The organism is Asanoa ferruginea (assembly GCF_003387075.1).
Taxonomy (GTDB): Bacteria; Actinomycetota; Actinomycetes; order Mycobacteriales; family Micromonosporaceae; genus Asanoa; species Asanoa ferruginea.
The window spans coordinates 4245687-4260243 of record NZ_QUMQ01000001.1; the positions used below are offsets into that span (position 1 = coordinate 4245687).

The following is a 14557-nucleotide window of genomic DNA, read 5'->3' on the forward strand; positions in this document are numbered from 1 at the left end:
AGCCTGTTCGCCCCGCACGCCCTTCGGCTCGGTCATCCGAGGCAGGCGCAGGATGGGAGATAGGTCGCCAGTATGCCGACGATGGCCGCTGCGACCAGGCCAGCCCCGCCGAGACGGCTGGCGAGTCTGGTGCCGCGGACATCGCGCAGGTAGGCGATCACGCCGTAGCCCGCGAACAGCAGAACGCCCGCCGCGATCGAGAGGGTCGGGTAGGGGGCTGCGCGGAATCCCCACCACCCGAGGGCGAGCAAGCCGCACGCGGCAAGTGCGATGAGGATCTCGGTGGCGAAGTCGAACAAGAGGTCCCGGACGAACTCGAGGCCGGCCCACAGCACGTCCATGACCCGCAACAGGACGCGCAACATCCCAGGGAGTATCCGGCATCGGAGGCGGTCTCGGATCACCTCCGATGCCGGGCCGCGGCTAGGCCGATCCGGTCGGGCCCGCACCCGCCGCAGCGGGCGAGCGTTGGGCGACCGACTCGTCGGTCCCGCCGGCGTCGGGCGACGGGATCCGGGCGGACCGGGCAGGCCCGAGATTCAGTGAGAGCTGGCGAACGCCAGGTGCGAAGACCGTGCTGATCATCGCGACCGCCACCAGGACAGCCGCGATGACCAGGGGGAGCGCCTCGCCGCCCGAGGCTGATGACGCCAGGGGGGCCAGGGCCATGCCTAGGGGCATCGCCGAGAAGGAGATGAGCATGTCCCACGAGTTGACCCGGGCCAGGCGGTCCGGCGCGACGTGTTGTTGGACCACTGACTCCCAGACCGGGTTGAGGAATCCGAGCGCGGCCAGGGACAACCCGTAGCTGATCGCCAACAACGGCGCCGATGCGGGCACTGGGCTACGAGGAGCACCGTGTTCTCGGCGTGCTCAACTCGCGCGAGCGCAAGCAACTCTCCGACCTGCTCCGCCGGGTCATGATCGCGGCAGAGAAAGGCCCCCCGCCACCGCAGTGACGAGGGGCCGAAGAAAGGAAACCCCTCAGGACGCGTAAGCCTCCAGGCGCTGCGCCCGCGACGGGTGGCGCAGCTTGAGCAGCGTCACTTTCTCGATCTGGCGGATCCGCTCGCGGGAGAGCCCGAACTCGCGGCCCACCTCGTCGAGCGTGCGCTGCCGGCCGTCGTCGAGGCCGAACCGCAGCCGGATGACCGCCTGCTCCCGCGAAGAGAGCGTCGACAGCACGATCTCGACCTCGTTGCGCAGCATGCCCTGCGAGACCTCGTCGGCCGGCTCCTGGCGGGCATCGACGCCGACGACGAAGTCACCGAGGGCGCTCTCGCCGTCTTCACCGACCGCCTGGTCGAGGCTGACCGGCTCCCGATCGTACGAAATCAGCTCGATGACCTGAAATTCCTGCATGCCCAGCGCGACAGCGACCTCGGGGACGGTGGGCTCCCGGCCCAGTGAGACGGCGAGGTCGCGGCGAGCGCGGACCATCTTGTTGACCTGCTCGACCATGTGCACCGGAATGCGGATCGTGCGCGACTGGTCGGCCATGGCGCGGGTGATCGCCTGGCGGATCCACCAGGTCGCGTAGGTGGAGAACTTGTAGCCCTTGGCGTAGTCGAACTTCTCGACCGCGCGGATGAGCCCGAGGTTGCCTTCCTGGATCAGGTCGAGGAAAGCCATCCCACGGCCGGTGTAACGCTTGGCGATGCTGACCACGAGCCGCAGGTTGGCCTCGAGGAGGCGGTCCTTGGCGGCGTGCCCTTCGAGGGCGACGATTTCCAGATCGGCCCGGATGTCGACGGGCAGCCCGGCCGCCGCGGCGAGCTTCTCCTCGGCGAACAGCCCCGCCTCGATCCGCCGCGCCAGGTCGACCTCTTCGACAGCGGTCAGCAGCTTGGTGCGACCGATGCCGTTGAGGTAGGCGCGCACGAGGTCGGCGGAGACGCCACGCTCATCGGTGGCGTCCAGATCGACCTGGTCGTAGTCGTTCATTTCCTGCTACCCCGCTTCCCGGCGACCTTCCGTGGTGCCGTGCGAAGAGCTTCTCGCAATGGGCGTGAAGCGGGGGTGAGGAGATTGGGTGGGTGGCATGAATCCGGGAGCCTCTTTTTACCTGCTTGCCGCTTTTAGCCCCGTTGCGCCCGGCCGCTAGTCTGCTCGCAACTCCACACCAGAAAGGCGCGTCGTGGTTTTCAAGCGAATGTTGCAGGCGATGGGAGTCGGCGGACCGTCGGTCGAGACGGTGCTGACCAACCCCAACTGCCGCCCCGGCGGTTTCCTGGAGGGCCAGATCCACGTCGAAGGTGGCGACCACGCGGTCGACATCGAGTACGTCGCCCTCGGCATGGTCACCCGGGTGGAGGTGGAGAGCGGCGACGCCGAATATGACTCGACCACCGAGTTCCACCGGCAGCGCGCGACCGGCGCCTTCCGCTTGGAGCCCAAGCAGCGTTACGACATCCCGTTCCGCTTCGACGTGCCTTGGGAAACCCCGATCACCGAGGTGTACGGGCAGCACCTGCACGGCATGACGATGGCGCTGCGCACCGAGCTCGAGGTGGCCCGCGCGGTCGACAAGGGCGACCTGGACGCGGTCGCCGTGCACCCGCTGCCGGCGCAGGAACGGATCCTCGAAGGGCTCCTCCGGCTCGGCTTCCGGTTCGCCCGGGCCGACGTGGAGAGTGGCCGGATCTACGGCGTGCAGCAGAGCCTGCCGTTCTACCAGGAGATCGAGTTCTACCCGTCGCCGCAGTTCGCGTCGGCGATCAACCAGCTCGAGCTGACCTTCCTGGCCACGCCGCAGCACCTCCAGGTGGTGCTCGAGCTCGGCAAGCGCGGCGGGCTGTTCACCGATGGGCACGACAGCTTCGGCCGGTTCACCGTCGACTATGCGACCGCCGAGCAGACCGACTGGACCGCACAGCTGCACGGCTGGCTCGAGCAGTCACTGCGCAAGCGCGGGCTGTTCCACTGATCAGAGTTCCAACAGGACGGTTCGCGGGCCCACGTTCACGCTCTCCACGAGCATGTGGGCCCGGAACCGGCCGGTCTCGACGTGTGCGCCCCGGCCGCGCAGGGCATCCGCGAACGCGGTCACCAGCGGCTCGGCCACCTCGGCCGGTGCCGCCGCCGACCAGCTCGGCCGGCGTCCTTTGCGCGCGTCCGCGTACAACGTGAACTGACTGACCACCAACACGGGTGCGCCGACGTCGCTGGCCGACTTCTCGTCGTCGAGGATGCGCAGCTCCCAGACCTTGCGGGCGAGCGTGTCGGCCTTCGCGAGATCGTCGCTGTGCGTCACGCCGAGCAGCACCAGCAGCCCGTCAGAGACCGAGCCCACGGTCGAGCCGTCGACGGTGACGGACGCCCGCGACACCGTCTGCACCAGCGCCCTCACGCCACCGGCTCCACGATCCCGCGCTCGACCAGGTGCGCCACGATCGGCCCGGCGGCCAGCGCCAGGTCGGCCTCCTCCACCTCGTGCGCGGCGGCCAGCAGGGCGATCTGGTCGCGCAGCGGCACCTCCCCGTCGGCGCCGCTGACCAGGGCCAGCACCAGCGGGTCGACCTCCTCGCTCCAGCGCAGCCCTTCCGGCATGACCAGCACCTGGCGGTCGACCGCCCAGCCCTCGTCGCCGAGCGTCGCCTCCTGCTGGAGTTGCAGGCCCGGCGCGCTGCGATAGCGGGTGGCCAGCAGGTCGGCGTCGCGGACGAAGTCCTGCCGGTGGAACCAGTGCGCGATCTGCTCGCCCAGCGGCTGCTGCACCTGCTGCCGGAGGTCTTCCACCCGCACCACCGGGTCGTCGTGCCCACCTCGGCGCAGCGTGACCAGGCCGAAGCCGATCGCCGCGACGTCGTTGGCGTCGAACCAGTCGAGCCAGGCGGCGGCGCGGGCCGGGTCGCCGTCTTCGTTGGCGTCGGCGAGCCAGAGACTGACGTAGGTCATCGGGTCGGCGACCTCGCGCTGGATCACCCAGGCGTCCAGACCGGTGCCGGCGAACCAGCCCTCGACCCGCTCGCCCCACTCCTCGCCGGCGACGTGTTCCCAGTTGGCCAGGAACTGCATCACGCCGCCCTCGGTGAGCAGGCCCGGCGCGGCGGCGGCGAGTTCGGCGCAGACCGCGTCGCCGGCCCGGCCCGAGTCGCGGTAGGTGTGTGTGGTGGTGCCCGGCCCGATCACGAACGGCGGGTTGCTGACCACCAGGTCGAACTGCCGCCCGCGGACGGGTTCGACCAGGTCGCCGCGGAGCATCTCCCACTCCTGGCCGCTCAGTGCCGCGGTGGTGGCGGCGAACCGCAGCGCCCGCTCGGACAGGTCGGTGGCGGTGACCGCGCCGGCGTGGGTGGCCAGGTGCAACGCCTGCACGCCGCAGCCGGTGCCGAGGTCGAGCGCGGTGCCGACCGGCCGGCGGAGGGCGGCGCCGACCAGGGTCGACGAGGCGCCGCCGATGCCGAGCACGTGGTCGGGGCGCAGCGGCTGGCCCGGACGCGCCGAGGAGGGCACGTCGGAAAGGACCCACCAGGCGTCACCGTAGGGTTCGAGGTCGACTCCCTGCCGCACCCCGCCGCCCGGAGCGGCTTCGATCAACCCGGCGTCGAACGCCTCGGCGAAGTCGAGCGGCGCGAGCGCGGCGGCGACCGCCTCGACCGGCTCGGTCTGCGCGCAGACGAACAGGCGGATCAGCGTGGCGAGCGGATCCCGTTCTTCGGTGATCCGCAACGCGGCGCGGAAGTCGTTGCGGGCCACGGCGGCGGTCGCGGCCGGCCCGAGCCGTTCGGCGATCCCCGCCGAGGTGAAAGCGGCCGCACCGAGCGCGTCCCGCAACCGCGCGACGCCATCGGGGGACAGGAGCATGTCGGACACGTACGGCATCCTGTCATGATGCGTTGAGGGCCCCTCCCGCGACGCGGGAGAGGCCCTCAGCAGGCCTTGCTAGATGGAGCCTCGGGTGCCGATGTAGCGGGTCGGGCCGGCGGTCCGGGCGGCCGCAGCGGCGGCGCGGTCCGGGATCGACGACGTGTCGAGAGCGAAGGTGAGCATCGCGGTCGCCATCGCGTCGGAGTTCACGTCGAGGGCTTCCAGGTTGAGGTTGCCAAGGAGGTCGTATTCACGGTCAAGCTGTTGGTAGAGCGCCGCGTCGGCGCCGTCCCGCACGGGGGACAGGCTGTCGCACTTGGAGTGGTAGCACGGGTCGTATTGGGCACCCTCGACGCCGCCGTAGTCGGCCACGTCCTGCGCCGTCTTGTGCACCTCGGCGCCGGTGAAGAGGCCACCGGCCGGGATGCCGCTGGCGATGAACGGGCCATAGTCGGACCGGCCGTCGAAGTCGGACGCCCTGGTGGGCAGGCCGCGGTCGGCGAAGAAGTCCTGGAACACGTCTTCGATCTCCGCCGAACCGGCCGGGCCGGGGCCCGAGCCAGACGCCGCCGAGTCGTCGCCGTCGTAGACGCCCAGCATGTAGTTGGGCGACGCGACCATGTCGAAGTTGAGGTAGAGCGTGATGTCGGCGGTCTGCTCCTCGGTGAGCGAGTTGACGTAGAACGTCGACCCGATCAGGTTGGCCTCCTCGGCGCCCCACCAGGCGAACCTGGTCTTGTTGGGCGTCTTGGTCTTGGCCATCTGGATCGCGAGCTCCAGCAGCGCGGCGGAGCCGCTGCCGTTGTCGTTGATCCCGACGCCTTCCGGCACGGAGTCGAGGTGTGCGCCGGCCATCACCACGTTGTGCGGGTCGCCCTTGCGGGACTCGGCGATCACGTTCTCGGTCTGACGCACCTCGGACGTGGTGTCGGCGGTGAGGTGGACGGTCAGGCCCGCGGTGTTGGCGAACGTCTCGCCGGTGGCGTAGGCGACGCCGACCGCCGGGATGCCGACCGGGTCACCGAGCGTGCCGAGGATCAGGTTGTAGCGGTCGACGTTGGCGACCGGATCGCCGTTGCCCTGGTTCATCACGATCGCACCCACCGCGCCGGCCGCTTCGGCGTTGGCGACCTTGACCCCGAACGGGCAGGTGCCGCGCTGCATCAGCGCGACCTTGCCGACGACCAGGCCGCCGGCGAAGTCTTCCGCTTCGCAGCCGGAGGTCGAGGCCCGCGGCGGGACGAGGTTGAGGTCGACGGCGACCACCGGGGCGGTCACGTCACCGGAGCCGGCGTAGTCCATGAGGTCGTAGTCGACGCCGTCGACATAGGTGACCGACCCCGGTGCCGTCTGCGCGAACGACGAGCCGAACTCCTGGAAGAAGTTGAACGGGAACGGCTGCCGGGTGACCTGGTAGCCGGCCAGCCGCATGACGGTCGCGACGTAGTCGGCGCTGCGCGTGTGGCCGGGCTGCCCAGACGCGCGATTGCCGCCACTGAGGCTGCCGATCGCCTGCAGCGCCAGCTCGTGCCGGAGCACGCCGCCGACGGTCACCGCTTTGGTGAGCTTTCGGACGGAATTGTTGTTGGAGTTGGCCTGCGCCGGGTTGGCCAGCGCAAGGGCTCCTACCAAGCTGGCGACGCCAATGGTCGCCAGGGTTTTGCGGACGGTGCGGGACACCACGATGTGAACACTCCTCGCCGTTCGCCGCGCCCTGGCCTCCATGCCCCCGCGCCAGGGCGAAACCCGACCATCGCATAGACCGGCGATGATCGAAACGGCCGTTCGGACGGGCGGATCACACCATCCGGAAATCGGCGAAGTCGAATCCGGGTGCCACGACGCAGCTCACCAGCACGGGCTGGTCGCCGAGCGGGGCCGCGGACTGCCACACACCACCGGGTACGCGTAGCTGCGGTCGCGCGCCGCCGGCCACGTCCGGGCCGAGCACCCGTTCGTCGGCGTGCGGGTCCGGCTCGTCGCCGGAACCGCCGAAGCGCAGGGCAAGCGGGCCGCCGGCGTGCCAGAGCCACAGCTCGTCGGAGTGGACCACGTGCCAGGCCGACTCCTCGCCGGGGAAGAGCGCGAAGTAGATCCCGGTGGCGGCGGCGCGCGGGCCCGCGTACCCGGATGGCGTGAAGGTGTGTGCGGACCGCCAGGTCTCCGCGAACCAGCCGCCCTCGGGGTGGGGCTGCAGCCCGAGCTCCGTGATCCAGGGATGTGTCATGCCGCCGAAAATATCTGGCCCGCATCTTACTCGCGTGCGTATACTCGCATGCGAGTAAAGGAGCCACGCCGTGCCGCAACGGAAGATCACCAACCTGCTCGCGCTGGCGGTCCTCGCGACCGTCATCGAGCGACCGATGCATCCCTACGAGATGGCGTCGTTGATGCGCGCGCGCGGCAAAGAGCAGGACATGGAGATCAAGTGGGGCTCGCTCTACCGGGTCGTCGACAACCTGGTGAAGCACGGGTTCCTGGTCGCCGCGCAGAGCGAGCGGCAGGGCGGCCGTCCGGAGCGCACCGTCTACCGGATCACCGACGCCGGCCGGGCCGAGCTCGTCGACTGGACCCGCGAGCTGATCGCGGTGCCCGACCGCAAGCCCGGCCCGTTCACCGCCGGCCTGTCCGTGCTCGCGGTGCTCGGCCCCGACGACGTGGCGGGCCTGCTCGCGCGGCGGGCGGCCGCGCTCGAGGCCGACCTCAACGCCACCGAAGCCGACCTGGCCGGCTGGGCCGAAGCGGTGCCGAGGCTGTTCCTGCTCGAAGTCGAATACGCCCTGGCGATGCGCCGCGCCGAGCTGGCCTGGGTGCGCGCGCTGCACGACGAGATCACCGAGGGAACGCTGCCGCTGCTGGCCGAGTGGCGCACCTTCCACGAGACCGGCGAGCTGCCGGCCGACATCGCGGCACTGGCCGCGCGAGGCACCGAGGAGGAGCAATGACCCAGACCAAGCGCCGCAAGCTGATCCCCGAGATGGAAGGGTCGATGGCGCGCTGGTATGCCAAGCAGCGTGGCTCGGCACCGCAGCTCGCCTCCTACAAGCGCCAGGCGGCGGAGCTGGCCGAAAACCTGCCGGCCGGCGCGGCGGTGCTCGAGGTGGCGCCCGGCCCGGGCTATCTGAGCATCGAGCTGGCTCGGCTCGGTTACGCGTTAAGCGCAATCGACATCAGCCACACGTTCGTCCAACTGGCGACCGAGCGGGCCCGCGCGGAGGGGGTCACCGTCGACTTCCGCCAGGGTGACGTCGCCGCGCTGCCGTTCCCGGCCGACAGCTATGACCTGGTCGTCTGCCAGGCCGCCTTCAAGAACTTCGTCGACCCGGTGGCCGCCCTCGATGAGATCCACCGGGTGCTGCGGCCGGGCGGGGTCGCGGTGATCCAGGACATGAACCGGGGCGCGACCGCCGACGACATCCGCGCCGACGTGGCCGGCATGCAGCTCAACCGGTTCAACAGCGCGTTCACCCGGGCCAGCCTGGGCGGGCTGCGCCGACGGGCCTACGCGGCCGCCGACTTCGAGCGCGTGGCCGCCGACAGCGCCTTCCACGGCAGCACCACCCGCGCCGACGGGCTGATGCTGGAGGTGCGGCTGACGAAGGCGGCCTGACGCCGGTTCCCGCCGCGGGCGGTGGTCGGCGAAGATGGAGCGCATGACGTTCTCGCTGCCCATCGCCCCGGAGGCCAACGCGTTGCTCGACCGGAGCCCGCTGGCGCTGCTGATCGGCATGACCCTGGATCAACAGGACAAGCTCGAAAAAGCCTTCTCATCGCCATACGTGCTGAGCCAGCGCCTCGGGCACGAGCCGACGGCCGAGGAGCTCGCCGGGTTCGACACCGAGGAGCTGATCCGGATCTTCGCGACGCCGCCGGCGTTGCACCGGTTCCCCAAGGCGATGGCGACCCGCACGCAGGAGGTCTGCCGGCTGCTGGTGGCCCGCTACGACGGCGACCCGGCGCGGCTGTGGTCGGAGGCGGCCGACGGGCGTGACCTCTTCAAGCGGGTCGCTGAGCTGCCCGGGTTCGGCCGGCAGAAGTCGCAGATCTTCGTCGCCCTGCTCGGCAAGCGCTACGGGGTGCGGCCGGAGGGCTGGCGCGAGGCGGCCGGCGCCTACGGCGACGAGGGGTCGCACATGTCAGTAGCGGATATCGTTGACGAGGCGAGCCTGACCAAGGTTCGTGACTACAAGAAGTCGATGAAGGCAGCGGCAAAGTCTGTCGGGTAACTGCCGAGTCCCTCGTTCGGGCGTGTCTGGCCTGGGCCACACAGGCTTCGTCAGGATACCGTGGCAAGGTCCGTTGACCCAACGCTGAGTCATCTTTTCGACACGTAGCGTCAATAGATCCACGTCAGAAGCGGGTTGTCCGAGCGAGATCATTGACGCGGCCCCCTTGGATGCCGGCACACTGTCACCAACCAAGGTGTGACCTGGGTCCCCCAGGGGCACAGTGGGAAGGCCGCAGCACCTCCGGGTGTTGCACGATAGGTGAGTAAAGACCGAAGGATGATGTTCATCGGTGACGAAGGAGGAAGGCGATGACCCCCACTCTCACGCCGCCGCCTGGCACGGTGGTTCCCCCAGCAACCGATGAACGGTGCGATCGGTGCAACGCGGCCGGCAAGCTCCGTATCACCATCGCTGGCGGGGGGGAGCTCGTGTTCTGCGGGCACCACGCGAACAAGTACGCCGACGACCTGGTGAAGATCACCGTCCAGTTCGCGGCCGACCCGGAGTTCGAGTGGCGCGGCGCCGACCTTATGGCGTCGAACTCGTCCAACTGAACCGACCGATACCTAGACCGACCGGAACCCTCCCAGAGGGTCCCGGTCGGTTTCTTTTCCGCCACAAGCACCGGCCGGAGCCCCAACCGGTGCTTTCTGTCCGATTGGTGCCCTAGAGGGTCTGCACCGTGGCGATGCGCTCCTCGAGTTGCTCGATCGTGGCCTGGGCACTGGGCGGGCCGCCACAGATTCGCCTCAGCTCCGCGTGGATCTTGCCGTGGGGTAATCCGGTGCGGTGATGGTGCGCGGCGACCAGAGCGTTGAGCTGACGGCGCAGGACGACCCTTCGCTCGCCGGCCGACACTGGCCCGGGCGGCGCCGCGGCCATGCCGGGCACACGCGCCCCGTTGGCCCCATCCGCGGTGGCGACCGACGAACGCCGCTTCTGGGCCGCGAGTTGATCGGCCTGGCGCTTGTTGAGCAACGTCGACACCTGGTCTGCAGTGAGCAGGCCGGGCAGGCCGAGGTATTCCTCCTCCTCGGGCGTGCCGGCCAGCGCGCCGGTGCCGAACGAGGCGCCATCGAAGATCACCTGGTCGAGCTCGGCGGTCGCGGAGAGCATCTCGTGCCGCTTGGTCAACTCGCCGCTGGCGTCTTCCGCCTTCTGCGCGCGTTCGAGCAGCGTGTCGTCGAGCCCGTCGTCTTCCTTCGGCGCGCCGAGCACGTGGTTGCGCTCGGCCTCCATCTCGCTGGCCAGCCCGAGCAGATGCGGCACGCTCGGCAGGAACACGCTGGCCGTCTCGCCGGGCCGGCGGGCGCGGACGAACCGACCGATCGCCTGCGCGAAGTAGAGCGGGGTCGAGGCGCTGGTCGCGTAGACGCCGACGGCCAGCCGCGGGATGTCGACGCCCTCGGAGACCATCCGCACCGCGACCATCCAGCGCTCGTCGGACGCCGCGAACTTCGCGATCCGGGCGGAGGCGCCGGCGTCGTCGGAGAGCACCACGACGGCCTTCTCGCCGGTCACCCGCTCGATCAGCTTGGCGTAGGACCGGGCGTTCTGCTGGTCGGTCGCGATCACCAGGCCGCCGGCGTCGGGCATGCCGCCGGCCCGCTTGACCTGTAGCCGGGCGTCGGCGGCCCGGAGCACCTGGACCATCCAGTCGCCGGTCGGGTCGAGCGCGGTGCGCCACGCCTGCGCGACCAGGTCCTGCGTCATCGGCTCGCCGAGGCGGGCCGCCAACTCGTCGCCGGCACTGGTGCGCCACCGGGTCTCACCTGAATAAGCCAGGAAGATCACTGGGCGTACGACTCCGTCGCGCAGCGCGTCGGCGTAGCCGTAGACCGAGTCGGCCCTGGACCGTTGCAGGCCGTCGCCGCCGCGCTCGTACACGACGAATGGGATGGGGTTTTCGTCTGACCGAAATGGGGTTCCGGTCAGCGACAGCCGCCGGACGGCGCCGTCGAACGCGGCCTTGACCCCGTCTCCCCAGGAGCGCGAGTCGCCGGCGTGATGGATCTCGTCGAGGATGACGAACGTGCGCCTGGTCATCGTGCGCCGGCGGTGCACCTGCGGCGCGATGCCGACCTGCGCGTAGGTCACCACCGCGCCGTGGAAGTCGGACGACGAGTGCAGGTCGGCGTTGCGGAACGCGGCGTCGAGCTGGATGCCGACCCGGGCCGCCGACTGCGCCCACTGGGTCTTGAGGTGCTCGGTCGGCGCGACCACGGTGACCGCGTCGACGGTGCCGTCGTTGAGCAACTCCGCGGCGATCCGCAGGGCGAAGGTGGTCTTGCCGGCGCCCGGCGTTGCGACCGCCATGTAGTCCTCGGACCGGCTCCGCAGATAGCCGACCATCGCCTTGCGCTGCCACGCCCGCAGCGGCGGGAACGTGTCGAGCGACGGTTTCACCACCACGCCCCCGCGCCCCCTCACGTCACGAAAAACGCCCTCGCGGCGAGGCGAAGGCGGCTCTCAGCATAACCACGAGCGGCCCGTGATCCCCAGCAGACACAAGGGTGACGCTTGCTACGGAGCCGGTTCGCCGTTCCAGTTTCGGCGGAGGGCCACGATGCGGATCGCGAAGACCAGGACGCCCGCGCCGACCATCGGCCAGCCGGTCAGGTCGCCGCGGTAGAGCGCCATCACGACGACCGCGCCGGCCAGTGACGCCACTGCGTAGATCTCGCGGCGGAGGACCACCGGGATCTCGCGGAGCAGGAGGTCGCGGGCGACACCGCCGCCGATCGCGGCGATCATGCCGAGCAGGCAGGCGCCGACCGGTGGTACGCCGGCCCGCAGCGCGACCAGGGTGCCGGTGACGGTGAACAGGGCCAGGCCGGCCGCGTCGAGCACCAGGACGACCCGGCGGAGCCGGGCGAGGTGTGGGTGGAAGAAGAAGACCGCGACGGCTGTGAGAGCTGCCACAACGGCGTAGCGCCAGTCGTCGAAGGCCAGCGGTGGGGCCTGGTTGACGACGAGGTCGCGGATGATGCCGCCGCCCAGAGCTGCCACGAAGCCGACAAAACAGACGCCGAAAAGGTCGAGCCGCTTGACCACTGCGGCGGATGCGCCGGAAGCGGCGAAGACCGCGACGCCGAGCAGGTCAGCGAACAGGAGTGCGGCGGTGGGTGACACCGCCGAACTCTAGATCAGCCTTCGGGGTCGGGCTCTTTGTCGTAGAAGCGGTTGTTGTCTTCGAAGATCTCTTTGCATTCAGGGCAGACCGGGAACCGGCTGGGATCACGCGACGGCACCCAGACCTTGCCGCACAGCGCCTTGACCGGAGTGCCGAGGACCATGGCCTCGGTGATCTTGTCGCGGTCGGCGTAGTGCGAGAAGCGCTCGTGGTCGCCCTGCTCGAACGGCGTCTCGACAGGACGCTCGAGAATCGTGCCGCTGGTTTCGGGGCTCGGACTGGTCACCAATCAAGTCTGCCAGGTGGGTGCGGTTGCCGCACCTGGCCACCCGTACGGTGACGATGTGAACGACTTGGTATTAGCGCCGGAAGTGGCGGACGCGCTGGCCGCCGCCGGGCCGGTGGTGGCACTGGAAAGCACGATCATCGCGCACGGCCTGCCGCGCCCCGACAACCTCAAGGTGGCCCGCGAGATCGAGGCCACCGTCCGGGCCGCCGGCGCGGTGCCGGCGACCATCGCGGTGCTCGGCGGCCAGGTGCACGTGGGGCTCGACGACGACCAACTGACCTACCTGGCGTCGACCGACGGGGTCACCAAGCTGTCCGCCCGCGACCTGGCGCTGGCCGCCGCGAAGGGCGTCGACGGCGCGACCACGGTGGCCGCGACGAGCGCGGTCGCCGCGGCGGCGGGCATCCGGGTGTTCGCGACCGGCGGGCTGGGCGGCGTGCACCGGGACGCGCCCTACGACGAGTCGGCGGATCTGATCACGCTGGCGCGTACCCCCATCGCGGTGGTCTGTGCTGGTGTGAAGTCGATCCTGGACGTCGGCGCGACGCTGGAGCGGCTGGAGACGCTGGGCGTCGCCGTCGCGGGCTACGGCACGCTGCGCTTCCCCGGCTTCTACCTGAGCGACAGCGGCTTTCCGGTCGACTGGTCGCTGGAATCCCCTGACGAAGTGGCGCGGGCGATCATCGCGCGGACGGCGCAGGGCGTGCACCACGGCGCGCTGGTGCTCGCCAACCCGCTGCCGGAGGCCGAGCAACTCGACCCGGCGCTGCACGACCGCACGCTGGCCGAGGGGATGGCCGCGCTGGAGGCCGGCGGGGTGACCGGCAAGGCGGTGACGCCGTTCCTGCTGGCGTGGTTCCACGAGCACACGGGCGGTGCCAGCCTCGACGTCAACGTACGGATCATCCTGCGCAACGCCGACCTGGCCGCCCGGATCGCCGTCGCGGCGGCATGACCGGCCGGATCGTCGTCGTCGGCGACCTGGTCACCGACGTCGTGGCGGTGCTGAGCGGGCCGCCCGCCCCGGACACCGACACGGCGGCGTCGATCCGCTTCACGGGCGGCGGCCAGGCGGCGAACACCGCGGCGTGGCTGGCCTGGCACGGCGTGCCGGTGACGTTGCTGGCGTCGGTCGGCGCCGACTCGGCGGGGGCGGCCCGGGTTTCCGAGTTGCGGGCCGCGGGGGTGGACTGCCCCTTGCCGCCGCGCACTGACGCCCCGACCGGCACGGTGATCGTGCTGGCCGAGGGCGGCCGCCGGACGATGGTCACCGACCGCGGCGCAAGCCTGCTCCTCGACCCGGACGCGGTGGCGGCCGCCCTGGTCGGCGGCGCGCATCTGCATCTGTCGGGTTATCCGCTGCTGGATGCGGCGTCACGGGCGGCCGGCGTGCGGGCGCTGGCGGCGGCTCGCGAGCACGGGCTGACGGTGAGCGTCGACGCGGCGTCCGCGGGGCCGCTGCGGCAGGTGGGTGGGGCGACTTTCATCTCCTGGGTACGCGGGGTCGATCTGCTCCTGGCCAACGCGGACGAGGCGGCGGTGCTGGCTGGCTCCGCGGGCAGCGATCCGGCCGACCAGGCGCGGTCATTGGCTGCTTCGCTCGACGCTGCTGTGGTGGTCAAGCTCGGCGCAGCCGGTGCGATCTGGGCGGATCGCGACGGGGTCTGCACGGTGCCGGCTCCGGCCGCTACCGTCGTCGACCCGACCGGCGCTGGGGATGCTTTCGCGGCGGGCCTGCTGGCCACCCGCCTGGCCGGCGGCGACCCGCGTGCCTGCCTGACGGCGGCCGCGGCCGCTGGCGCCCTGGCGGTCGCACGGATCGGCGCCCGCCCTTAGAGCGTCCAATCGGGATCGACTCGGGAGCCAGGAGTTCGTGCGGCCGCCTTCGCGACGTCCGACGGCGCGTGACCGCGACCGGCTTCGCGACGTCCGACGGCGCGTGACCGCGACCGGCTTCGCGACGCCCGGAGGGCGTGTGGCCACGTTCACCGCGTAGGCGACGGCCGCCGGTTGTCGGCGCGTGCCTGGTTCGGGAGATCTAGGAAAAAAGTGGTAGCCATAGCTACCGGTTTTTTCCTAGATCTCGCGGGGTCGGGC

At 70.6% G+C, this 14557-nt stretch carries 18 protein-coding genes; 8 read left to right on the top strand and 10 right to left on the bottom strand.

The window, feature by feature from the left end; translation table 11 throughout:
• Nucleotides 1–32 precede the first annotated feature (32 nt).
• The gene (locus tag DFJ67_RS19895) at nucleotides 33–365 is read right to left on the bottom strand and encodes a hypothetical protein (RefSeq protein WP_116069366.1); all 333 of its coding nucleotides are present in this window, start codon (nucleotides 363–365) and stop codon (nucleotides 33–35) included.
• 58 nt (nucleotides 366–423) lie between these two features.
• Nucleotides 424–840, bottom strand: coding sequence for a hypothetical protein (locus DFJ67_RS19900; protein ID WP_116069367.1), 417 nt, complete (start codon nucleotides 838–840; stop codon nucleotides 424–426).
• Between DFJ67_RS19900 and DFJ67_RS44375 the strand changes: the two genes are divergently transcribed.
• Entirely contained in the window at nucleotides 831–959 is a 129-nt protein-coding gene (locus tag DFJ67_RS44375; protein WP_275407669.1) for a hypothetical protein, read from the top strand. The genes DFJ67_RS19900 and DFJ67_RS44375 overlap by 10 nt on opposite strands.
• A gap of 25 nt (nucleotides 960–984) precedes the next feature.
• Here DFJ67_RS44375 and sigB read toward each other — a convergent pair whose 3' ends face one another.
• Nucleotides 985–1944, bottom strand: coding sequence for an RNA polymerase sigma factor SigB (gene sigB, locus DFJ67_RS19910; RefSeq protein WP_116069368.1), 960 nt, complete (start codon nucleotides 1942–1944; stop codon nucleotides 985–987).
• Nucleotides 1945–2137: 193 nt separating this feature from the next.
• On the opposite strand from sigB, the gene DFJ67_RS19915 reads away from it, so the two are divergent.
• On the top strand, nucleotides 2138–2926 hold the full coding sequence (locus DFJ67_RS19915; protein WP_116069369.1) for a sporulation protein: 789 nt from the start codon (nucleotides 2138–2140) through the stop codon (nucleotides 2924–2926).
• Here the strand turns inward: DFJ67_RS19915 and dtd are convergent, their stop codons facing one another.
• The 4 genes from dtd to DFJ67_RS19935 form a co-directional block, all read right to left on the bottom strand.
• A complete protein-coding gene (gene dtd / locus DFJ67_RS19920) occupies nucleotides 2927–3349 on the bottom strand; it encodes a D-aminoacyl-tRNA deacylase (RefSeq protein ID WP_116069370.1) in 423 nt (140 codons plus the stop codon).
• Nucleotides 3346–4806 (bottom strand): DUF7782 domain-containing protein, encoded by a 1461-nt coding sequence (locus tag DFJ67_RS19925; protein ID WP_116076437.1) that lies wholly within the window; start codon nucleotides 4804–4806, stop codon nucleotides 3346–3348. The genes dtd and DFJ67_RS19925 overlap by 4 nt, the downstream gene beginning before the upstream one ends.
• Before the next feature lie 78 nt (nucleotides 4807–4884).
• On the bottom strand, nucleotides 4885–6492 hold the full coding sequence (locus tag DFJ67_RS19930; RefSeq protein WP_211333958.1) for a M28 family peptidase: 1608 nt from the start codon (nucleotides 6490–6492) through the stop codon (nucleotides 4885–4887).
• A 115-nt stretch (nucleotides 6493–6607) separates the two neighbouring features.
• A complete protein-coding gene (locus tag DFJ67_RS19935; RefSeq protein WP_116069372.1) occupies nucleotides 6608–7036 on the bottom strand; it encodes a cupin domain-containing protein in 429 nt (142 codons plus the stop codon).
• A gap of 70 nt (nucleotides 7037–7106) precedes the next feature.
• Here DFJ67_RS19935 and DFJ67_RS19940 point away from each other — a divergent pair, with 70 nt between their 5' ends.
• The 4 genes from DFJ67_RS19940 to DFJ67_RS19955 all read left to right on the top strand — a co-directional run bounded on the left by DFJ67_RS19940 (nucleotide 7107) and on the right by DFJ67_RS19955 (nucleotide 9592).
• On the top strand, nucleotides 7107–7754 hold the full coding sequence (locus tag DFJ67_RS19940) for a PadR family transcriptional regulator (protein WP_116069373.1): 648 nt from the start codon (nucleotides 7107–7109) through the stop codon (nucleotides 7752–7754).
• Complete coding sequence (locus DFJ67_RS19945; protein ID WP_116069374.1) at nucleotides 7751–8419, top strand: class I SAM-dependent methyltransferase; 669 nt, start codon at nucleotides 7751–7753, stop codon at nucleotides 8417–8419. The genes DFJ67_RS19940 and DFJ67_RS19945 overlap by 4 nt, the downstream gene beginning before the upstream one ends.
• Nucleotides 8420–8462: 43 nt before the next feature.
• Entirely contained in the window at nucleotides 8463–9035 is a 573-nt protein-coding gene (locus tag DFJ67_RS19950) for an HhH-GPD-type base excision DNA repair protein (protein ID WP_203783775.1), read from the top strand.
• A gap of 311 nt (nucleotides 9036–9346) precedes the next feature.
• On the top strand, nucleotides 9347–9592 hold the full coding sequence (locus DFJ67_RS19955; RefSeq protein WP_116069376.1) for a DUF7455 domain-containing protein: 246 nt from the start codon (nucleotides 9347–9349) through the stop codon (nucleotides 9590–9592).
• 112 nt (nucleotides 9593–9704) lie between these two features.
• Here DFJ67_RS19955 and DFJ67_RS19960 read toward each other — a convergent pair whose 3' ends face one another.
• The 3 genes from DFJ67_RS19960 to DFJ67_RS19970 form a co-directional block, all read right to left on the bottom strand.
• Nucleotides 9705–11390, bottom strand: a complete 1686-nt coding sequence (locus DFJ67_RS19960) for a DEAD/DEAH box helicase (RefSeq protein ID WP_116076439.1) — start codon at nucleotides 11388–11390, stop codon at nucleotides 9705–9707.
• Between the two features lie 171 nt (nucleotides 11391–11561).
• Entirely contained in the window at nucleotides 11562–12170 is a 609-nt protein-coding gene (locus tag DFJ67_RS19965; protein ID WP_116069377.1) for a trimeric intracellular cation channel family protein, read from the bottom strand.
• 14 nt (nucleotides 12171–12184) lie between these two features.
• Complete coding sequence (locus DFJ67_RS19970; protein ID WP_116069378.1) at nucleotides 12185–12457, bottom strand: DUF3039 domain-containing protein; 273 nt, start codon at nucleotides 12455–12457, stop codon at nucleotides 12185–12187.
• Nucleotides 12458–12515: 58 nt separating this feature from the next.
• Between DFJ67_RS19970 and DFJ67_RS19975 the strand changes: the two genes are divergently transcribed.
• Together DFJ67_RS19975 and DFJ67_RS19980 are read left to right on the top strand one after the other, a co-directional pair.
• Nucleotides 12516–13415 carry a pseudouridine-5'-phosphate glycosidase gene (locus DFJ67_RS19975; protein ID WP_170215914.1) on the top strand — a complete coding sequence of 300 codons (900 nt, stop codon included), beginning with the start codon at nucleotides 12516–12518 and terminating at the stop codon, nucleotides 13413–13415.
• Nucleotides 13412–14296 carry a carbohydrate kinase family protein gene (locus DFJ67_RS19980; RefSeq protein WP_116069380.1) on the top strand — a complete coding sequence of 295 codons (885 nt, stop codon included), beginning with the start codon at nucleotides 13412–13414 and terminating at the stop codon, nucleotides 14294–14296. Before DFJ67_RS19975 ends, DFJ67_RS19980 begins: the two co-directional genes overlap by 4 nt.
• Nucleotides 14297–14557: the final 261 nt, after the last annotated feature.

Excerpts from the sequence above, each read along its gene's own strand:
- DFJ67_RS19955 (WP_116069376.1), top strand. The coding sequence starts at position 9,347 with ATGACCCCCACTCTCACGCCGCCGCCTGGCACGGTGGTTCCCCCAGCA.
- DFJ67_RS19935 (WP_116069372.1), bottom strand. The coding sequence starts at position 7,036 with ATGACACATCCCTGGATCACGGAGCTCGGGCTGCAGCCCCACCCCGAG.
- DFJ67_RS19895 (WP_116069366.1), bottom strand. The coding sequence starts at position 365 with ATGTTGCGCGTCCTGTTGCGGGTCATGGACGTGCTGTGGGCCGGCCTC.
- DFJ67_RS44375 (WP_275407669.1), top strand. The coding sequence starts at position 831 with ATGCGGGCACTGGGCTACGAGGAGCACCGTGTTCTCGGCGTGCTCAAC.
- DFJ67_RS19925 (WP_116076437.1), bottom strand. The coding sequence starts at position 4,806 with ATGCTCCTGTCCCCCGATGGCGTCGCGCGGTTGCGGGACGCGCTCGGT.
- DFJ67_RS19945 (WP_116069374.1), top strand. The coding sequence starts at position 7,751 with ATGACCCAGACCAAGCGCCGCAAGCTGATCCCCGAGATGGAAGGGTCG.
- sigB (WP_116069368.1), bottom strand. The coding sequence starts at position 1,944 with ATGAACGACTACGACCAGGTCGATCTGGACGCCACCGATGAGCGTGGC.
- DFJ67_RS19950 (WP_203783775.1), top strand. The coding sequence starts at position 8,463 with ATGACGTTCTCGCTGCCCATCGCCCCGGAGGCCAACGCGTTGCTCGAC.
- DFJ67_RS19960 (WP_116076439.1), bottom strand. The coding sequence starts at position 11,390 with ATGGTCGGCTATCTGCGGAGCCGGTCCGAGGACTACATGGCGGTCGCA.
- DFJ67_RS19980 (WP_116069380.1), top strand. The coding sequence starts at position 13,412 with ATGACCGGCCGGATCGTCGTCGTCGGCGACCTGGTCACCGACGTCGTG.